This window comes from Rhodohalobacter mucosus (assembly GCF_003150675.1).
Taxonomy (GTDB): Bacteria; Bacteroidota; Rhodothermia; order Balneolales; family Balneolaceae; genus Rhodohalobacter; species Rhodohalobacter mucosus.
This window is the reverse complement of sequence record NZ_QGGB01000010.1, coordinates 206,253-225,684: the sequence shown is the minus strand read 5'-3', so window position 1 is coordinate 225,684 and position 19,432 is coordinate 206,253. Positions and strand designations below refer to the sequence as shown.

The 19,432-nt window shown below is 49.3% G+C and carries 17 protein-coding genes; 6 read left to right on the top strand and 11 right to left on the bottom strand.

Translation table 11 applies throughout. The features are described 5' to 3' along the window. The first annotated feature begins 46 nt into the window (after positions 1–46). On the top strand, positions 47–637 hold the full coding sequence (locus DDZ15_RS15210) for a DinB family protein (protein WP_109647970.1): 591 nt from the start codon (positions 47–49) through the stop codon (positions 635–637). Positions 638–640: 3 nt separating this feature from the next. On the opposite strand, the gene DDZ15_RS15205 is transcribed toward DDZ15_RS15210, so the two are convergent. The 4 genes from DDZ15_RS15205 to DDZ15_RS15190 form a co-directional block, all read right to left on the bottom strand. Next, positions 641–1,087: a YtoQ family protein gene (locus DDZ15_RS15205; protein WP_109647969.1), complete on the bottom strand. Its 447-nt coding sequence runs from the start codon at positions 1,085–1,087 to the stop codon at positions 641–643. Positions 1,088–1,154: 67 nt separating this feature from the next. Next, a complete protein-coding gene (locus tag DDZ15_RS15200; protein ID WP_158278738.1) occupies positions 1,155–3,914 on the bottom strand; it encodes an alpha/beta hydrolase family protein in 2,760 nt (919 codons plus the stop codon). 101 nt (positions 3,915–4,015) lie between these two features. Further along, entirely contained in the window at positions 4,016–5,290 is a 1,275-nt protein-coding gene (locus DDZ15_RS15195) for a Y-family DNA polymerase (protein WP_109647967.1), read from the bottom strand. 33 nt (positions 5,291–5,323) lie between these two features. Continuing rightward, positions 5,324–5,737 (bottom strand): S24 family peptidase, encoded by a 414-nt coding sequence (locus DDZ15_RS15190; RefSeq protein WP_109647966.1) that lies wholly within the window; start codon positions 5,735–5,737, stop codon positions 5,324–5,326. Between the two features lie 167 nt (positions 5,738–5,904). Between DDZ15_RS15190 and DDZ15_RS15185 the strand changes: the two genes are divergently transcribed. From DDZ15_RS15185 to DDZ15_RS15175, 3 genes are all read left to right on the top strand, one after another. Next, entirely contained in the window at positions 5,905–6,831 is a 927-nt protein-coding gene (locus DDZ15_RS15185; RefSeq protein ID WP_109647965.1) for a 2-hydroxyacid dehydrogenase, read from the top strand. A gap of 9 nt (positions 6,832–6,840) precedes the next feature. Then, entirely contained in the window at positions 6,841–7,506 is a 666-nt protein-coding gene (locus DDZ15_RS15180) for a DUF2459 domain-containing protein (RefSeq protein WP_109647964.1), read from the top strand. Between the two features lie 216 nt (positions 7,507–7,722). Then, positions 7,723–8,088 (top strand): four helix bundle protein, encoded by a 366-nt coding sequence (locus tag DDZ15_RS15175; RefSeq protein ID WP_109647963.1) that lies wholly within the window; start codon positions 7,723–7,725, stop codon positions 8,086–8,088. Positions 8,089–8,210: 122 nt separating this feature from the next. Here DDZ15_RS15175 and DDZ15_RS15170 read toward each other — a convergent pair whose 3' ends face one another. Beyond that, complete coding sequence (locus DDZ15_RS15170; RefSeq protein WP_109647962.1) at positions 8,211–9,050, bottom strand: ZIP family metal transporter; 840 nt, start codon at positions 9,048–9,050, stop codon at positions 8,211–8,213. A gap of 247 nt (positions 9,051–9,297) precedes the next feature. On the opposite strand from DDZ15_RS15170, the gene gcvP reads away from it, so the two are divergent. Then, positions 9,298–12,216 (top strand): aminomethyl-transferring glycine dehydrogenase, encoded by a 2,919-nt coding sequence (gene gcvP, locus DDZ15_RS15165; RefSeq protein ID WP_109647961.1) that lies wholly within the window; start codon positions 9,298–9,300, stop codon positions 12,214–12,216. Between the two features lie 96 nt (positions 12,217–12,312). Here the strand turns inward: gcvP and DDZ15_RS15160 are convergent, their stop codons facing one another. From DDZ15_RS15160 to DDZ15_RS15150, 4 genes are all read right to left on the bottom strand, one after another. Next, positions 12,313–13,518: a 6-bladed beta-propeller gene (locus DDZ15_RS15160; protein WP_109647960.1), complete on the bottom strand. Its 1,206-nt coding sequence runs from the start codon at positions 13,516–13,518 to the stop codon at positions 12,313–12,315. A gap of 57 nt (positions 13,519–13,575) precedes the next feature. Next, on the bottom strand, positions 13,576–13,866 hold the full coding sequence (locus tag DDZ15_RS16630; protein ID WP_146198611.1) for a hypothetical protein: 291 nt from the start codon (positions 13,864–13,866) through the stop codon (positions 13,576–13,578). 463 nt (positions 13,867–14,329) lie between these two features. Continuing rightward, positions 14,330–14,968 (bottom strand): hypothetical protein, encoded by a 639-nt coding sequence (locus DDZ15_RS15155; RefSeq protein ID WP_109647959.1) that lies wholly within the window; start codon positions 14,966–14,968, stop codon positions 14,330–14,332. Beyond that, positions 14,949–16,082 carry a 6-bladed beta-propeller gene (locus DDZ15_RS15150; RefSeq protein WP_109647958.1) on the bottom strand — a complete coding sequence of 378 codons (1,134 nt, stop codon included), beginning with the start codon at positions 16,080–16,082 and terminating at the stop codon, positions 14,949–14,951. The genes DDZ15_RS15155 and DDZ15_RS15150 overlap by 20 nt, the downstream gene beginning before the upstream one ends. A 238-nt stretch (positions 16,083–16,320) precedes the next feature. On the opposite strand from DDZ15_RS15150, the gene DDZ15_RS15145 reads away from it, so the two are divergent. Next, positions 16,321–16,695 (top strand): response regulator, encoded by a 375-nt coding sequence (locus DDZ15_RS15145; RefSeq protein WP_109647957.1) that lies wholly within the window; start codon positions 16,321–16,323, stop codon positions 16,693–16,695. Here DDZ15_RS15145 and DDZ15_RS15140 read toward each other — a convergent pair. Together DDZ15_RS15140 and DDZ15_RS15135 are read right to left on the bottom strand one after the other, a co-directional pair. Then, positions 16,677–18,209 carry a PH domain-containing protein gene (locus DDZ15_RS15140; RefSeq protein ID WP_158278737.1) on the bottom strand — a complete coding sequence of 511 codons (1,533 nt, stop codon included), beginning with the start codon at positions 18,207–18,209 and terminating at the stop codon, positions 16,677–16,679. The two genes, DDZ15_RS15145 and DDZ15_RS15140, sit on opposite strands and share 19 nt — an antisense overlap. Then, positions 18,199–18,678, bottom strand: a complete 480-nt coding sequence (locus DDZ15_RS15135) for a PH domain-containing protein (RefSeq protein ID WP_109647955.1) — start codon at positions 18,676–18,678, stop codon at positions 18,199–18,201. Before DDZ15_RS15135 ends, DDZ15_RS15140 begins: the two co-directional genes overlap by 11 nt. Positions 18,679–19,432 lie beyond the last annotated feature (754 nt).

The window sequence follows — 19,432 nt, the reverse complement described above, 5'->3', positions numbered from 1 at the left end:
TCCCCTCGGGAAACTCACGTTGGTTTAGGCAAAATCTTTGGTCATAATGAACAGAAACAAACGATACTCATACTCCGATTTTATCAGCATATTTGACAAGGCACGGGATCGGGTTCGGGCATTTGATGATATTCCGGACGACCTGTTCACGCTAAAACCGGACAGGAAAAGCTGGAGTGCGGCAGAAATTTGCAGCCATATTGCAAAGTTCAACCGTATCTATATCGGAAGCATACAGAAAGCTGCCAGTTTAGAGCCCGTTTACGCGGAGAACCCGGAGAAAACTTTCCGCCCGGGATTCTTTTACGGCCTCTACGCATCTGCACTGGAGCCGCCATACAGCTTAAAACTTAAGACACTGCAGCCGTTCTATCCTGCAAAAGTGGAGCTTGAAAAGGAATCTGTTATTGAGCTGCTGCTTGACTCGGAACGGAAGGTGTCGGAACTGGTTCAGCAATTCAGCGAAAAGAAACTGGATTTGAGCCGGTCGATGCACAAAAATCCAATCATAAAATTCCTGCCCATGTCAGTGACTGACTTTTTGGTGCTCATAGACGCCCATCAGCGACGACATATCTGGCAGCTGGAGCAAACGCTTCTGCGTCTCTCAGGAAATACATACGAGCCTGCAGGGTAAGAGCTACTCCTTCACGGTAACGTATTCAAGGATCTCGGCTACCTGTGCGGGAGTCTTTGCAACAGCCAGAGCTGCAGAGTCAACCTCCTTTAGGGCGTGTGTGTGCTCTTCAGGGTGCATTACAATCAGTTTTTTACCCAATGCGGCCGCATAACCGGCATCAAATGCAGCATTCCACTGCCTGTACTTCTCACCAAATTTAACCACCACAATATCCGATTTCTCAATCAGGGTACGGGTGCGTATCGCGTTGATGGACGCTCCCTTGTGATCTTTCCAGAATGAACTCTCCTCGCTGCCAAGTATATCGGTTCCTGCATTGTCGGAAGCTGCGTGGTCGGTAACGGGTGCAGTGAATTCGACCGGCAGATTCTTCCCGCCGGCCTCCGTTATTATGTCGTTTCGCCAGTTCGAATGAATTTCTCCGGATAAATAAACGGTCCAGGTCATGTCGCTGTAGTTATGTTTGCATTCATTTAGATAAACAATAGAATTCCCCGGGGCATTTCATAACGACTTATTCCCCCCGGTAGGGTACACCTTCGCGTATCCAGGCCGGAGCGGGGTCACCTTTCAGGTAGTGGTCCATATACTCTTTCATCTTGATTGCATAATCCAGCCGGTTGGCCATCTTGCGCAGGTGATGAGGCTCATCATGATACTGCAGAAAAACGGACTCTTTGCCCAGTCTTCGCAGGGCCAGGTAGAGCTCAATGGACTGATACCACGGCACCGCTTCATCCGCATCTCCATGCTGTATCATGATCGGTGTGTTAATTCGATCGGCAAAGAAAACCGGTGAATTTTCAATATATGGACTCAGGTTCTCCCACATGCTCACGCCCAGGCGGCTTTGTGTCTGCTCATACTGAAACTGCCGGGCCAGTCCGCTTCCCCACCGGATGCCGCTGTAGGCGCTGGTCATATTACCGACCGGCGCCCCGGCTACGGCTGCCGCAAAGATGTCCGTTTGTGTAATCACCTGCGCGGTTAGGTAACCGCTCCAGGAGTGTCCATGCAAACCAATGGCGTCCGGGTCGGCTACACCCATTTCTACAAGTTTGTGCACACCCGGAACCAGGTTTTTGGTAGCCGAATATCCCGGAATGGGAACATCAAACCAGATATCAGGCAGAAATACCGCATATCCGTCACTGGTATATTGCGCAAAATTGGGGCGGTGATTGGTTACGGGCTTGTTGAACTCATACAACCTCTGGGAAAACCGCTCGTAATAGTAGATAAATACAGGATATCTTTTGCCCTCTTCGTAGTACCCCGGATAAATCAGCACACCCTGAACCGGCCTGCCATCCATGTTGAGCCACTCCACAAGTTCAGCCCTGCCCCACGCAAAACGTTCGGTCAGATCACTGTGCAGATCGGTTACCTGCCGGGGATTCCTGAACATCAGGTTGCCGCTAACCCAAAGATTGGGATACTCCGTATAGCTCTCCTGTGTAAAAAGAATCGCATTGCTGCCGGATGCTTTTTCAATGATGCGGTACCGTTTTTGATTCTCCAGTAGAGCCGATACCCCTTCATTTCCGACACGCGCTTCATAAAATCCATAGTGTTTGTCCCGGTCGTGATACATCGTCAGCAGAAGACGTTCATTGCGGCTGAAGGTCTCTTTTTCAGGATCCGTATCATAAATTCTGAATATCATCTGCCGATCTCTTCCGGTGCCCGCTGTTACGATATCGGCTTCTCCCGTTTCGGTGTCAAACTGCCAGATATCGTATTTGTCGTAAATCAATACGGACCGGTCATTGTCTGTCCATCCCGCAATTCCATAGGATCCTGAAGGCCGCGGCCGGTCATTGTCCTCGTCTGCAAAGGGAGTGGGAATAGATGCGGTCAGGTTTTTCTGAATTCCATTCTGGTTGTTTTGCAGATACCAGTCGGTTCCGTCAAACCATGCCGTGAAATGTCCGCCATCAGAAAGCTGGGCTCTGAATCTGTGTTTCTTCAGCAGGGGTTCATGAACCCCGCTCTGGATATCAATAAGATAGACATCGCGGTATGCGGCATCCCACGTGCGCAGTTTTTGATAGGGAAGGTCTGAATACCCCATTGTTTTGCCGTTGTGATGTACAACCTGCACGTCAGGGACCGTCTGGGTTGCAAGCTGCACGATTTCATCCCTGTCGATATGATAAACGGCTGTATAGAGATGATTTTTTCGCTGATTCCATGTCTGCTTTTCATGAGTCTTTATCTGTGGATCGTCCCAGTGCCATACGTCTCCTTCTATTTCACGTAAAATACGCTCAACGCTATAGAGATTATCAATAGTTAGAGAGTCTTCGGGTGTATCCGTTTCGTCAATCTGAACCATCACCGCATCCTGAACGCCAAAAAAGAGGCGGTTTCCATCATGAGTCCAGGTAAGCCTGTTGGGTTCGCGCAGCCGGTATCCGGCCGCAATGTCATCGGGTTCAACTAACAGGGTGAGGTCTCCGGTTGAGGCATCGACCATATATATTTCTGCATCGCCCGGCGTAAAGTTACGGGAGGTGTCCATGTGCGCGGAGGTGTAGGCGAACCTCATAAGGTCGTGATCCCAGGTCAGGTTGGAATAGAGCATATTATCGCCGCCGGCAAGCCTTAATTCATCTTCATCCGGTCCGGAAAGGCCAATAACACGAAGACTGTTTATAGTACCGCTTGTGTCCACGGTTGAATACGCAAACAGGGAAGAGGAGCTGTCGGCCGCCGACTCATGAACAAACGGGATCATTCGGCTGGTGCCGCTGGAAAGATGGTGAAGCGTAACCGGATACCCAAGCCGGCTGTTTTTTTTCGCAGCGTCATCAAGATCATCCGGCCTGTAATGACGGATGAGGGTCCACTCGCCATTTTCTGTGAAGGAGAATGACCGCACATCGGCAAACTGTATTGTATCACCCGTCGCCGTACTCAAGAGCACCAGCGAGGGATGCGTGTCATCACTCTGTGTATCAGGAAGGGGCACGGCGGGGGGCTGAATCAGAGCCCCGGCCCAGCTGCCGTCATGAGTAAGCTGCGGCCGTTCACCCCTGTCAATTGTATGCGTGCGGCTGTCGTCCACATACCGAATTCGTACCTCACCATCACCAATTTCAGGCCAGACACCGTATGCTACCCAGCGCCCGTCCGCTGATATGACGGGCGTCTTGATATCTTCAAATTTCATCACGTCTTCGAAGGTGAACTGGTCCTGTGAAATGGCTTGGCCGGGGATAAATAACAGAGCCAAAACAAGGCAGAATGCCGTTTTTTTGATGGAAAGCATAGGTATAGCGGTTCGTTTTGTTGAAAAATGGATCACATCCATGTAATGTAGCAATCCGATATGAAAATAGGGCAAAGGAAAATCGTGCGCAGGGAAAGGCGTCAGCGGTTTACTACCATCAGCTCACCCCACTGAGTGGTGTAGCGGCCGCTCAGGTGCTGTTGCTTCATTTTCCACTCAGGGTCCATGCCTGAAGATGCACTTACAACCGTCTTCTTTCCAAATCTCGAATTGATTCGATCCATACTCTCCATCAGGCTGTGGTCTTTTCCGGAATATCGGTCATCGCTGAACAGGTCTGCCTGAATCTCGGTTTGCGGAATGAGCCCGGTGAGCATGGCGGAGGCCTTTTTGTAGACCATGCCGTTTTTGAACAGATAGCCGGTGATGCGTCCGGCGGCAGCCGTAAGAACAGGGGTTGAGGCAGTGGGATTTTTTAGTGTTTGGGTACGGCTGAATTTGTATGGCCGGTTGGGATCCCTGTATTTATCGGTTGAGATCGTGACCGTAAGCGAACCGGCCACGCAGCCCTGGCTTCTGAGCTTTTCTGCTGCCCGTGCAGTAAATGTGGATACCGCCTCCATTAGTTGTTCGGAATCGGAAACGGGCTTGCCGAACGACCGTGAACTCATGATTCCCTTTTTGGCGTCGAGGCTCTCTTCAATCTCCAGGCAGGGCGTACCTCTCAACTCTATCACGGTGCGAAGCCCTGTTACTTTCATATTGGAACGAATCCATTTGTCGGGCATGGTGCAGAGCTGTGCAGCAGTTTTCACGCCGTGACGATTCAGATGATGGGACAACTTTTTTCCAATTCCCCAAATGCCGGATACGGGGCACTGTTTAAGCGTATCCCGGATTATGCGCGGCTGCATCATAGAGCATACACCACCATAGGAGGGATCTTTCTTGGCTCGTTCGTTGGCCAGTTTGGCGAGTGTTTTGGTGGGCGCAATACCAACGGATACCGGAATGCCCGTATGCCTGCAAACACGATTACGGATGGTTCGACCCAATGACGCAAGGTCGGTTTCGGTGGGTGCGCATAGTCGTGCAAAGGCTTCATCGATGCTGTAAAGCTCCAGGTCGGCGGTAACAGACTCAATGGTATCAAATACCCGGCGGCTCATATCCCCATAGAGCGCATAGTTCGATGAGCGCACAGCTACGCGATGTTTGTTGAGTAATCTCCTCACCTTGAATTCCGGAGTCCCCATGGCAATATCCAACTCCTTGGCTTCTGAGGATCGCGCGATCACACAGCCGTCATTGTTGGAGAGTATTACAATGGGTCGATTGCGAAGCGAAGGATCGAAAACGCGCTCACACGAAGCATAAAAGTTATTGCAATCGATGAGGGCAAATGCTGAAAACATGGCTGACGTCAATGCGATTTCTTATTGATTTCATCAAACCTGGTGAATGACGTGGGTAATGCGCCCCCATACCGGTGTATCGAACGGATCACGAAACGACACTTCATGAATTATGCCTGCACCGTCTTCAAGAAGCCACGTACCGTTTTTACTGTGAAGCCTGCAGATTTTGTGCTCACCGTGAAGCTCAGCGATAACCAGGCTGTTCGGGCGCGGTGCAAGCGACCGGTCCACCACCACGATGTCTCCGCTGTAGAGTCCCAGTTCCGGATGTCCCTCCTCACCGATCCGCGCAAAATAGGTGGAAGCCGGGTGCCGGACCACATATTCCTGAAGGTTCAGCGGGCTCTCTATGTGATCGGTGGCGGGCGAGGGGAAACCTGTTTCTATCGGCCTGTTCGGCCCGGCAGCTTTTTCGTTGTCTGTATAGGGTATTGCAGTTTGCATAATGAATTTCTTGAAATGTTTCCGGAACAGAATATGTAAAATATATGTGTGCAAGACAAGAAGGTTGTTCAGGAATTTGAAATGGAGTTGTCAGTAGTTGGCTTTTGCGGTTTGATTTAAGATTTTCAGTTCCGGTTATCACGCCGCTGTCACAAAATCTTTTAAGCATGTCGATCGTACTTGTTGCCCGCAACAGAAACATGGAACCGTTCAGGGAGGAAATCCTGAAGCAGGATGCGAATGCAGAGGTCGAAATCTGGCCCGCCGTATCGCAGCCTCAAAGGGTTCAGTTTGCGGTTGCATGGAATCACCCGGAGGGAGTTCTGGATCAGTTTCCCAACCTGAAGGCGGTCTCCTCACTGGGAGCGGGTGTCGATCACATCCTCTCCGATGCGACTCTTCCGGAGTCAGTTCGTATAACAAGGATCGTGGCCCCGTCGCTGTCTGATCAGATGAGCGACTACATTCTGACTTCCGTTCTCAATCTGATGCGCCACTCAGAGTATTATTTCAGAATGCATCGGAATTCGGAATGGTCGCCGCAGCGCTCGCTCTCAAAAACGGAGATCACGATCGGTATAATGGGTCTGGGTAAATTGGGTGTTCACGCCGCCAGCCGTTTGAGGGATAACGGGTTTCGGGTTACAGGCTGGGCGAGAAGCCCAAAAGAACTGGACGGTGTCCGCACATACACCCAAAATCAGCTGGAAGATTTCCTGAATCAAACAAATATTCTGGTCTGCCTGCTGCCCCTTACTCCCGAAACGAACGGTATTCTCAATCTCGAGCTGTTCAAAAAATTGAAGAAACCGTCATTCTTGATCAATGTGGCCAGGGGACAGCACCTGATAGAGGAAGATCTGATTTATGCCCTCGACACGGGGCAGATATCGCACGCCGTTTTGGATGTATTTGAGAAAGAACCCTTGCCGGAAAATCATCCGTTCTGGAACCGGAAAACCATTACAATCACACCGCACGTTGCATCTGTTACCGACCCCGCAGAGGCTGCGGCCGTAATCGCTGAAAATTACAAACGCCTTTTGTCCGGCATGGACCTGCTGTATGAGACAGACCGGGCATCGGGGTATTGAGCTGTAGTTATGATCATTTCTATCAGACATGCCGGCTTTGCGCTTCTGTTGCTATCAGCAACAATGATAATTTCCGGCTGCCTGGGACCCGTGAAGGATCTCTACCCCGATGATGAGTCAATGCGTCCGGTCACCGTCTATATTGTAAGCCATGGCTGGCACGCGGGTATTGTAACGGAGAGCAGCAATATTGAGTCTTTCATTCCGGAACACACGGAGATGCCCGGTGCGAAATACCTGATGTTTGAATGGGGCGACGGACGCTATTTTCCGCATGAAGATCCCGGATTCTGGCTGCTGGTCCGCGCCGCGCTCTGGCCGACAAAAAGCGTGATTCAGGTTGTTGGGATGGACGTTCCGCCGGTGAGATATTTCAGCAGAAGCAGGGTTGTGAAAATACAGGTAACCGAAGAGGGGATGGACAAACTGGGGAAATTTATTCAACAAAGGTTCCGGCGGAATGCGGATGGTGAAGTGATTATGGCAGCTGACGGACTCTATCGCAACAGCACCTTTTTTGAAGCCACGGGCCGTTACCACCTGCCAAAGACGTCGAATACGTGGACCGCCCGCGCACTCCGCCAGACGGGCTACCCGATTACGCCTTTCTATGCCTTTACATCGGGCAATGTTATTAAGCAGGCATCGAAAGACGGGGAAGTTATAAGGAAATGACCAACCGCTCAACTGCTCAACATGGCAATGATCAATGTTCAATGTTTAGACGTATCACGTTTATTGCCTGATTGAGCGGTGTATTCCAAGTCAAGAAGGCTGCTTACGCATACGTTTTCCTTAGTATCACACATTCACTCAATCTTTTTTATTGGATTTTGTAAGGAGTTTGATTTTTTCGGTTCATACTGTAAAAGGGAGGAGGATACAGCCATAGTGAAACAAATAAAGTATGATCTTGAGAACCGATTGGTCGATTTTGGGGTACTGATTATTCATCTTTCCAGTGGGATGAATAGCAAATCTTACGGGGGAATGCATTTGGCCGGACAGCTGATACGCTCGGGCACTTCACCAGGATTGCATTATGGTGAGGCTCAAAGTGCAGAATCACGGCGTGATTTTATTCACAAAATGAAGCTTGTTCTTAAAGAGCTGAATGAGTCCAGAGCAAACCTGAAGATGATACACAAAGCCAAATTGCACAAATCACCCACTCAAGTTCAATCTGCAATAGAAGAGTGTATTGAGTTGATCAAAATATTTCAGGCTAGTATACAGACTGCCAGAAAATGCAATTGATCGTGGTTCTTGGTTGGCAGAAACGTAATACGTTTAATCACTGAAAGTAGCTATGATCAATCCCAAAATATAGAATAGACTTGATCATTGCACGGTTGTTCGGTTGAATATTGAGCGGTTTTTCAGCCCAGCGAAACATCCAGCACCATCATGACGCAGAAGCCAATGATTGTTCCGAGTGTGGCAATGTCCGTATTTCCTTCGCGCTGGGATGTGGGAATGAGCTCTTCCACAACCACGAAAATCATTGCGCCGGCTGCAAAGCCAAGCGCGTATGGCAGTATAGGCTGAATGGCAATCACGGCCATGGCTCCCAATGCGGCCGAGGGTGCGGTAACCATACCGGAAAGCTGGCCATAGTTGAAGCTTCGCGCAGCTGATACGCCCTCACCCCGAAGCGGCATGGAAACGGCCATTCCCTCCGGCAAATCCTGCATCGCAATTCCCAGTGCAAGTACAATGGCGGCGGCTACGGTTGCGGTGCCGGTGGGATCAATACCGGATGCTGCAGCACCGAAAAGAACCCCAATCGCCAGTCCTTCCGGGATATTGTGAAGCGTAATGGCCATCACCAGAAGCGTAGCCCGTCGCCATTTGGTCTTAATTCCTTCAGCCATATCTTGGGGTAAACCCAGATGCAGATGCGGCAGATATGCATCCCCAAGCCGTATCACAAGTGCACCGAGCAGAAATCCGGATGTGGCCGGTACCCACTCAAAACTGTAACCCAGCGACTCCGCCATAGCCATTGAGGGCTCAATGAGCGACCAGATAGAGGCCGCAATCATCACTCCCGCAGCAAATCCAAGTGAAGTGTCAAGAAATTTTCTGCTTACCTCCCGTCGGATAAATACGACGGAAGCACCGATGGATGTTGTTAACCAGCAAAAACTGCCGCCTATAAAAGCCTGCCAGACAGGGTGCAGCCCCAGAAACCATTGCGAAATCGACAATTCTTCCATAAAAATGATCTGTTAGTTCGTTTTTGTAAACTTACAATTTTTAGCCATGACTAAAAAAATTAACATGAACATTTTTCACTGTAATTTTTGCGTGAATCATGGCACACCCGGGATGCCTTACTTAAGAAAATATTGTATCTTTTTGACACGGTTTCAATACGTGAAAAAAGTACAGTTTGCGTGAACCGTTCTATCCCTATTTGTGTTGTTGCACCGAATGATTTTCTACCATTAAATTTCTTTTTATATGCATATTCAGTTTGGAAAAGAGTCCTTTTCATCGCGTCATATTGGTCCGGGCGAAGATCAGATAAATGACATGCTCGAAACCGTTGGGGCATCATCCCTGGATCATCTTATACAGGAGACCATCCCCTCAAAGATCAGGCTGGACAAACCCCTCGACCTGCCCGAAGCACTTAGCGAACAGGATTATCTTGAAAATATCCGCAGTATTGCCACCAAGAATAAAATATTCCGCTCCTTTATAGGAATGGGCTACTACGATACCGTTACTCCAAACGTGATTCTGCGGAATGTACTGGAAAATCCGGGTTGGTACACGGCCTACACGCCCTACCAGGCGGAGATCGCGCAGGGACGGCTGGAGGCACTGATTAACTTCCAGACAATGGTGACAGACCTCACCGGCATGGAGCTGGCCAATGCCTCTCTTCTCGATGAGGGAACAGCTGCCGCCGAAGCGGTATCAATGCTTCACAGTCAGCGAAAAGGAAAGAAAAGAAAAACAGCTAACACATTTTTTATATCTGAAGGCTGCCATCCGCAGACGATTGCCGTTCTGAAAAGCCGTATGGAGCCGATCGGAATTGACCTTATGGTGGGTAATCCCGAGCAGCTGGATGTTACCCATCCGGAACTTTTCGGTCTGTTGCTGCAGTATCCCGATACTCATGGAAATGTTCGCGATCTCACCTCTCTAATATCAGCAGCACACGAGAACAGTGTCTACGTGGCCGTCGCGGCCGACCTGATGTCGCTCACGCTGCTTACGCCTCCCGGAGAAATGGGGGCAGACGTAGTGGTTGGTTCCACGCAGCGGTTCGGAGTCCCAATGGGCTACGGAGGTCCGCATGCCGCCTATTTTGCCACACGCGAAGATTTCAAACGTCAAATTCCGGGACGCATCATCGGTGTAAGCCAGGATGCAGAGGGGAACGCAGCCAACCGAATGGCCCTTCAAACCCGCGAGCAGCATATTCGCCGTGAAAAAGCAACCTCCAACATCTGTACCGCACAGGTACTGCTGGCTGTGATCTCCGGTTTTTACGGTGTCTATCACGGTCCGCAGGGCCTGAAGAGGATTGCGTCCAAAATTCACGGTCTTACAAAACTGGCCGCCTCAGGGCTCAGAGAGCTGGGCTACACAATTGAGACGGAAACCTTTTTTGATACAATCACCGTAGGCGGATTGGATGTTGGCACCATTGAAAAAATTCGTTCGGAAGCCTTCAGGCGCCATATCAATTTCCGCTATTCCGAATCCGAAGGCCGCGTGGGCATTTCTTTCGACGAAACCAAGCACCTGAGCGACCTGGACGACGTACTCCATGTATTCGCTGAAGCGGCAGGAAAAGGCAGCTCTTTCGATGTAAATAAGGCTTCCGAAGCGGTGACGGTCAGCTACCCAGAGGAACTGACGCGCACCACGCCGTTTATGGATCATCCGGTATTCAACCAGTATCACTCCGAGCATGAGATGCTTCGATACCTCAAGCAGCTGGAAAATCGCGATCTGGATCTTACACACTCCATGATCTCGCTGGGGTCGTGCACCATGAAGCTGAACGCCACGGCGGAGATGATTCCGCTCACCTGGCCCGAATTCGGAAAAATCCATCCGTTTGTTCCGGAGGATCAGGCTGCCGGTTATCACAAGCTTTTTGATGAACTGGAGAGGTGGCTATCAGAAATCACCGGGTTTAGGGCCGTTTCACTGCAGCCCAATTCCGGCGCGCAGGGCGAGTATACGGGCCTGATGACCATCCGCGCCTACCACCATGCCAAAGGCGAAACGAACCGGAATGTGACCATCGTTCCGTCATCGGCGCATGGAACCAACCCTGCCAGCGCCGTGATGGCCGGCATGCAGGTGGTTGTTACCAAATGCGACGAGAACGGCAACATCGACCTGGACGACCTGCGGGAGAAAGTGGAGAAGCACAGCGAAAATCTCTCTTCGCTCATGGTCACCTATCCGTCAACTCATGGTGTGTTTGAAGAGGACATCCGTGAAATCTGCGAGCTGATACACGAGCATGGCGGACTGGTCTATATGGACGGCGCCAATATGAATGCCCAGGTTGGCCTTACCTCTCCGGCACAGATCGGGGCGGACGTGTGCCACCTGAATCTGCACAAGACGTTTTGTATTCCGCACGGCGGCGGCGGACCCGGAATGGGCCCGATCGGCGTAGTGGAGAAGCTGGTTCCGTTTCTGCCGGGTCACCCGGTGGTGAAAACCGGCGGCGATCAGGGTATTGCTCCCGTTGCGGCCGCACCCTGGGGCAGTGCCAGCATTCTCACCATCTCGCACGCCTACATCCGCATGATGGGTGCTGAGGGACTGAAGGAAGCGACGGAAGTGGCCATCCTGAACTCCAACTACCTGAAAGACCGGCTGAAGGATCATTTCCCGATTCTTTATACAGGCCGCGGCGGACGCACCGCCCACGAGTTTATCATTGATATACGCGGCTTCAAGCAGAGCGCGGGCATTGACGCCCCCGATGTGGCCAAGAGATTGATGGATTACGGCTTTCACGCCCCGACAATGTCATTCCCCGTTCCCGGTACGCTGATGATCGAGCCGACCGAGAGCGAATCGAAAGAGGAGCTGGACCGGTTTTGCGATGCAATGATTGGCATCCGCAACGAGATCCGCGCGATTGAAGAGGGACGGGCCGATGCAGAGAGCAACGTGCTGAAGCACGCCCCGCACACCATGCGCGTGGTGATGAGCGATGAGTGGAACCGCCCATACTCACGAGAAGAGGCAGCCTTCCCGCTGGCGCACCTGCGTTTCAACAAGTTCTGGCCTGCCGTGAGCCGCGTCGACGATGCCTACGGCGACCGTAACCTGGTTTGCACCTGCATGCCGCTCGAGGCATATGCAGACGGTCAGGAGCCTGCGACCGTAGAATAGAGATTAATAAATACTGAAAAGTGGAAGGATTCCCCATCCGCCGGCTGGCGGAAGGGGCCGGGGATTGGTTTAAGAAGCTTTGAAAGCGCCCGTTAATTACTCCTTAAACGTAGCAATCTGAAGAATGGGATTGTTGTTTTCCGAAACAGACCGGGCCAGCCTTACCAGGTTCTGCGTATTCGGCTGGGCATACTTCTCCGGCTCGTTTTCGTACAGGTCGTTCAACTGCCGGATCAAATCGCCGGCCTCTATGATGGAATAAAGGGCGGTATCATAGCTTGCATAGATGTTTGGCACAAAGCCAAAATCCATGTCGTTTACAAATTTCATGGGCCCCACTTTTGATTCTTTCTTGTTTTTGTCATAAATGACATTGTACTGTGTGCGGCCAACCCCGATTCTGAAAAATATGTAAGCATCCGTTTCATTAAAAAATGTCATGTTGCTTACATAGTCATTGGCCCAAAGTTCATTTTCTGTGAATTCAAAAGCCGAATGTTCAGAATTATCGTAAATGGATCTTCTTGCAAATACTTCATCCGTAACCGAATAATCATCATAATCCAGGGCATATTTTGGAGAAGCTCCACTAGATGTAATCGTATAAACTGTATCTACAAGGTGGGGAAAAAATAATGTTTCACCATTGTATGTTGGAAATTTGTTCGGAACCAGGTAGCCCAGCTCTTGCCGTCCTTCAGGAATAGGTAAGAAACTGTCGACAATCTCTCCTTTATTGTTAAATACGATTAAGTTTTTCCCGCTATGGGTATTGTCAAGTATGTCGTTAAGAGAGTTGGCTGCATAGCCGATGTATAGTTCTGAATCTTCGTCATAAGTAAAACGGTAAATAAAAAATCGAAAAGGGACCTCTCGCTGGTACTCACCATCCATTTTATAAACTACGATCTTAAATGCACCGAGAGCGTGAATTTCATTATTACCGGTAAAAACGATGTCCTCAATTTGTTCAAGTTCACCGGGTCCTCTGCCGACGGGTATGGCAACTTCATTCACGTATTCACCTTCGGCTGTGTGTATCCAAATACTGTTTTTCGCCTGATCGAGAAATGCCATGTAATCATCTTGTATAACGATCTTGCGTATTCTCCCAATTACATCACTATCAGGTGTTTTCAAAGTGACGTAATCAATACTATCAAAGAAATCTGACATCATAATTTCTTCTGATTTACTTACGTCAATGCTTATCTGCTCAAGATCATTGTGATCTTGAATTTCACGCTCATTGCTATTGCAAGAGGTGAGAAAAAGTGCGATAAGTGGAATTAGGTATCTCATATTTGGAAATTTAAACCCTCATTTTATTCATGAGGGTTTTAAAGATTTAGTTAGATATTACCCTTCACCAGGATCTGAAGAACTGCATGTACCCTGGCATGAAACACAGCAGTTACCTTCGCCCACTTTACATATCCAGATTGGTTCACCTGTTTCCCAACAATAGGTAGTTGTCATATAGTATTCATCATCATCTGATCTTGCTTCGGCGTCATTCAATGAAATCTTAATTGATTGACTATCTATTTGATCTGTATTATTTAAATCAAACTGAAAGGTGATAGCTAATAAGAAACATGCCATTAGGGCAGTAAAGATTCTAAGATATGATTTATTGCTGTAATTCATGTCGATTCTCCATTTAATTGATGTTTATCCTGTTACCCACAGGTTCTTTTTCGTTTTTATATCTATTCTCTTGCTATATGCATACAATACTTAAGATCTTATATCACAGATAATATTTAATATATGACTAAGATTTTTTCTGAATGTTGAAAAAAAAAATCAATAGCAAATCTTATGTTTATTAATCTGCATGGACGACGCCTACGGCGACCGCAACCTGGTGTGCACCTGTTTGCCGTTGGAGGCCTACGCCGACGGCCAGGAGCCGGCTACGGTAGAATAGAGGTGAGTTAATAACTCAATCAGGGAAAATCCAGGTAACGGCGACACTCCCCTCCTTTTCAAGGAGGGGTTAGGGGTGGTTTAAGAAGCTTTGATGAAGCCTCTGTATTTGATTTGTATATTGGGTACTTCAAAAAAACAGAGGTCATTTCAATTGCGAACGTTGTCTGACTATCCGCAACTAATCGATTTCTCTTGAGAAAGGAAGCCCATCCCGGTTCCACCGTGCAAAAGCAGGCGGGCCAAAAACCCTGTGCAGTTCCACATCACTTTCAATACCATTATAGCCGCTGATGACCCCTCGATCCGGATTCATTTCGCCCGAATAAACTCTTTTGGTGATAATAATTTGCGGCAATCCTCTTCTTCCTGGGAATTCAGAGAATGTATATTTAATCATTCCCGTATTGTACCAGTTTCTGCCAACGATCATCTCATCGAATATACTGATATTCCGCAAATGATCAATTCCGGTTTCCGGGCTCCAGTCAACCGCAATCCCTATGGATGTAAAGCCGATTCCAAGTTCCCGGGACCTGTCTTGAATTTTTGTTTTGATGTCATTGATCAATTCTGAAAGCTCAGCGTCCTCACAAGCGGGGCACGTTGAGCGCGAGGATGCAAATATAAATACCAGCTCTTCTTTATGGGTTAAGTAGTAGTCTGACTCGTCAGTTTCGACAGGTGAAGTGCCTTCAACGGATGTTTCAGCGCTATTTGAACCGTCTAATTCAGGTTCAGAATCGTTGCATGCAAAACCAGCGATCATGATCCAAATCAATCCAATAATGTGGGTAATTCTAAGGTTCGTTTCTTTCATATACCGATATCTGTGGGTAAGGGCGGTTGGTTTTCGAGATGGTATAATTCCGGGGCAGGTCCTCAATAATTGGATGCTCAGAGTTGACGACTTGCCCAATTCCTGTAGCAGCTTCAATTTTCATGGTTAATAATTGACCATGTATCGTCTCGCCATCTTTTTTCTCCATTCTGTTCATTTGCAGCAGGAAAAAATCGGAATCTTCGAATGAGATGAATTGAGAATAAATATCTGTGATACCGTCAGGCCTGATACTCTTGGTAACCCCGGGCCTTCCGTTCTCACTCATAAACTCGGTTGCCTCAACCGGTGCAAAGTCCTCTAATTTTGATGTCCAAAGCCGTTCTCCTTCTGAATTGTACCCGTACACATAGGGTAAATAGGGATTCATAACGGCCACGGTTCCCGTTGAGTTGTTGCAAGCGACCCTGTTGTTTGACAACATCATCTGAGTCATAAAACTCTCGGAAGGATAGGCATCATGAAAAGATTTGATGTGCTGACCGTCCTGTACATCATAAACATGAATCGTGTTTTTGTTCACATAGTGAAATCCGGAAACAAAAAGACGATCGCCGAGCAGGCAGAGGAAATGAGGCGTAAAATCGATGTCGATCAAACGGTTTTCAAACTGATCTCCATCTTTCCACTCAAATAATTCGATCTTTTGAATCCGGTCAGCCGCGGCAACGATTCGGCCGTTGGTTTCTAAAGCTGCAATCTCAAACAACTCACCCGGTCCACGCCCACTTCGTGCCAGGGGGAAAAGGTGTCCGCCTGTCTTCAAGTCGTAAACACGAATCATATTTTGCTGATCATCTGCAATAATCAGCAGATCATCTCCCACCACTCCGGCCCCTGTCAACGATCCCAGAATCTCTTCCATCTGACCTTCATTCTTCCCGATTCTTACCAATAATTCATTTTCGGAGTAGAGAGGGGTATCAAATATTTCTGACGTGTTAATGACGGAGCCGATAACTGAATCAGGTAAAAAAGCATGTTCAGTGGGATGAACGATTGGGTTAGAGGAGTTCTGAACTGCATTCTCTTCACGCTCACTACAACCCAGAAAAAGAAAAAACACTAAGCAGAAAGCAATACTCTTTTTCATTTTTACTGAGCCATTGTTATTAAGACAGCAGATAGGTCTGAACTTGTATAAACTGATAAATAGAATAAAAAAAAACATTAAATATTAGCAACTTATGGAATATTTTTTAGCTGGGCACTGGGAAGCCATGGTTGAACTGTTTATTTGAAAGGTTCCGGGCCCTTTTCTCCCTTAGAGAACATTAATGGTTTAGGCGGAAAGCGGTCTATATATTGTTTCCTGAATAAAACATTTGCTCATGGAAAAGAAAAAAGTAGTCATCGTAGAAGACGACCGGTTGCTGGCCATTGTACTCAGAAAAATGGCCAAATCAATGAATTTTGAAGTGGTTAGCGTTGCCCATGGCGGCGAAGACGCCATCCGGATGGTGGAAAAGCACCGGCCCGACCTGATCATGATGGACATCATGCTTGCCGACAGCGTAACCGGCGTGGAGGCCATGCAGAAAATCAGGCAGCACTCCGATGTGCCGGTTATCTACATCTCCGCACAAACGGACGCGGACACCAGGCGAACGGCGATGGAAGTGACGAACTCATTCTATCTGATGAAGCCGGTCAATATCCACGAACTGAAATCCGCGCTCGTCAACGTTCAGTTTGCTGCCGCCTGATCGCTGCCGATCAATGAATGCGGCCACCCCGGCAGTTTGACGGTAAATTCCGGTGCCGGGATATCCTGCAAATCACCGTATGACATTCCATGCCCTTTCAGCTCTTTCAGCAGAAATCGCCCTTCGGCAGCTTCCAGATCGGTAACCGAAAACGATTTGCCCTGGTCGCCGGATGCCACATGTACGGTAACCGTACAAAGATTCCTGAAACACTGGATCCAGCTTTGGCTGATGGTGGCGTCCTGAATGCGTTTTCTCTTGATATAGGCGGTATTTTTGGCGAGCTGCCGGCTGCGAATCACCAGCACGTCCTCACTTAAGGCAGCGGCGGCATCCCTGTAGCGCAGCCATCCCCAGTAAACCGATAGCGCTGGGATAATCCAAACCCAGTTATTGAGGCTTAACAACCAATAGAGTGCTGCAGTGATGGCCGTAATCACAACCGAAGCACGGATCATGTATCTCCGCGCCGCCCTGGCCGGCGGACGCACGCCTTCATGCAGCTTCTGGTAGTCGGGCAGGATGTCGTTCAGAAACAGAAGCAGCTCATCCCGTTTCATTAACGGAAAAAGTACAATGGATCCGGTTCCCTTGTCATCCCCGTATCCGGCGCTTTCGATGTGTACGGAAGCGTATCCGAGCGGCTGACGGATAATTCCTTCTGAGATATGAACAGCCTGAATCCGGTTATAGGGAATGGTGAGGCGCTTTTTTTCGAAGATGCCGCGTGAGATCACCATTTCATCCGGTTTCACCTCCAGTTTGAAGTCACCATAGCTGAGAAGCGTAGAGATGAAGGAGAGCAGCCAGGCTGCAGCCGCAAAAATCACAACCATGACGATGATGGTGAAAAGGTCATTCTGGGCGGGCAGCAGGCCGATGATGATATCGTACATTTCGGACTCATCGAGCAGCGGTTCTGCCTGTGAAAATACCGTGGCCAGAATGGAGAAGGCTATACCAAAACTGCCTGAGGTTGAGGCCGCGATCAGCAGCTCCTTGCCCGGAAGTGTGAATATCTTTTGAGGTTTGTCGATTGTCTCTGAAATTTCTTCGGACTCTCCCGCATCGCTTGAATCCGTTTCACCGCGAAGCAGCCGGTTAATCTCTTTGGCGCGCTGAAGGCTAACGGCTTCGATCGATGCTTCCCTGGAGCTGGAGCCGGCCGTCTGTATATCCACTTTCACAAGGCCGAATAGCCGCTGGACCAATCCCGCTGTGATATCGATCACCTGGATACGGTCTTTGGTGAGATAAAGATTTTTCCGGACAAAAAGCCCGCGGCGAATATGCAGCTCTCCGTTTTCAATTTTGTACTCAAATCGCCACCAGCTGCCGAAACCGAGCAGCAGCAGAACGATAAAACCTCCCGAAATCCACCAGAGAAAATCCAGGTTTTCGTTGCTCACACCCAGAAACAGAAAGATGAGAATGGTGACAAAGTTCTCGCGGATCAGGGCAAAGGCGCCACTGATGGCCGATGCAGGGTGCTGTCGCTGAAATTCAGACATCATCTTCGGCCAGCCTTGCATAGGTTGAAATTTTATGACGAACCCGGTCGGCAATCACTTCATCCAATGCGGGAATTTCGTGCGTGGTGGCGGCCGTGGAGATAGTTACGGAGGCCAGATTATACCATCGAAGCAGAGGACCCTGCCGGGTATCTACGTGCTGCACGCGGCTGAGCGGAATCAGTGTCCGCCGATGGATAATGACGCCTCGTTTCAGGTCTATCTCATTCTCATCTATGGCATAGCGCCACTTCTTCCATGAGAGATAAGGGATAAGCGCTATGGACAGAATATAGTAGGTCAGCAGTAGGACGATAACCGACAGTAAAATCCAGAAATGGAAGCGCTGGTACCCGAATATGGCGGCATAGACGGCCGGAATGGCAAAAAGGAACAAGTTGCCAAATGCACTGCCAAGCTGCCAGACTCTGATAGCGCGCGGTGTAAGTTTATGAAATGGAGTGTTTTTCATGACTGCAGTCTGTGAGTGCTAAAAGTAACTCTTAAGAGAGAGTTTTGAAATGTGAATTTAGTAGAATGCAAAAAGCTACAGGCTACAGGGTGCAAGGCACAAGGTTCATGCTGCAGGAAACTTCGTCCATCGCTCATCATCCTTCGTCCATCACATATCTTCCCGCGGGTCTCACCCGGTCAACCATTCCCACGAACCCCTCGGCAGGACCCGGGCGTTGATTAACATCCGTCCTCGGGGTTGTGGTTGCGGCGCACTCCCACCCCGCGCTTCGCACGGGGCTATTGATGTTCAACACCTCCGGTGTTAGGAATCCGGTCCCGCCCTGGCGGCGCGGGAAGGTCATTGGTTTAGTTGGGATACAGATGCGTCGCTTTAAAACGGGGTGTCGTTGTCATCCCGACCGCAGGCCAGAGGCCGAAGTGGAGGGATCTCCCATCATCGCACATGGACGATAAAAAGGGCGGATACAGGCATCAGGCTTCAGGGTGCAAGGCACAAGGTTCATGCTGCAGGAAACTTCGTCCATCGCTCATCACCCATCGTCCATCACATATCTTCCCGCGGGTCTCGCCCGGTCAACCATTCCCTCGAACCCCTCGGCAGGACCCGGGCGTTGATTAACATTCGTCCTCGGGGTTGTGATTACGGCGCACTCCCACCCCGGGTTGCACCCGGGGCTATTGATATTCAACACCTCCGGTGTTGGGAATCCGGTCCCGCCCTGGCGGCGCGGGAAGGTCATTGGTATAGT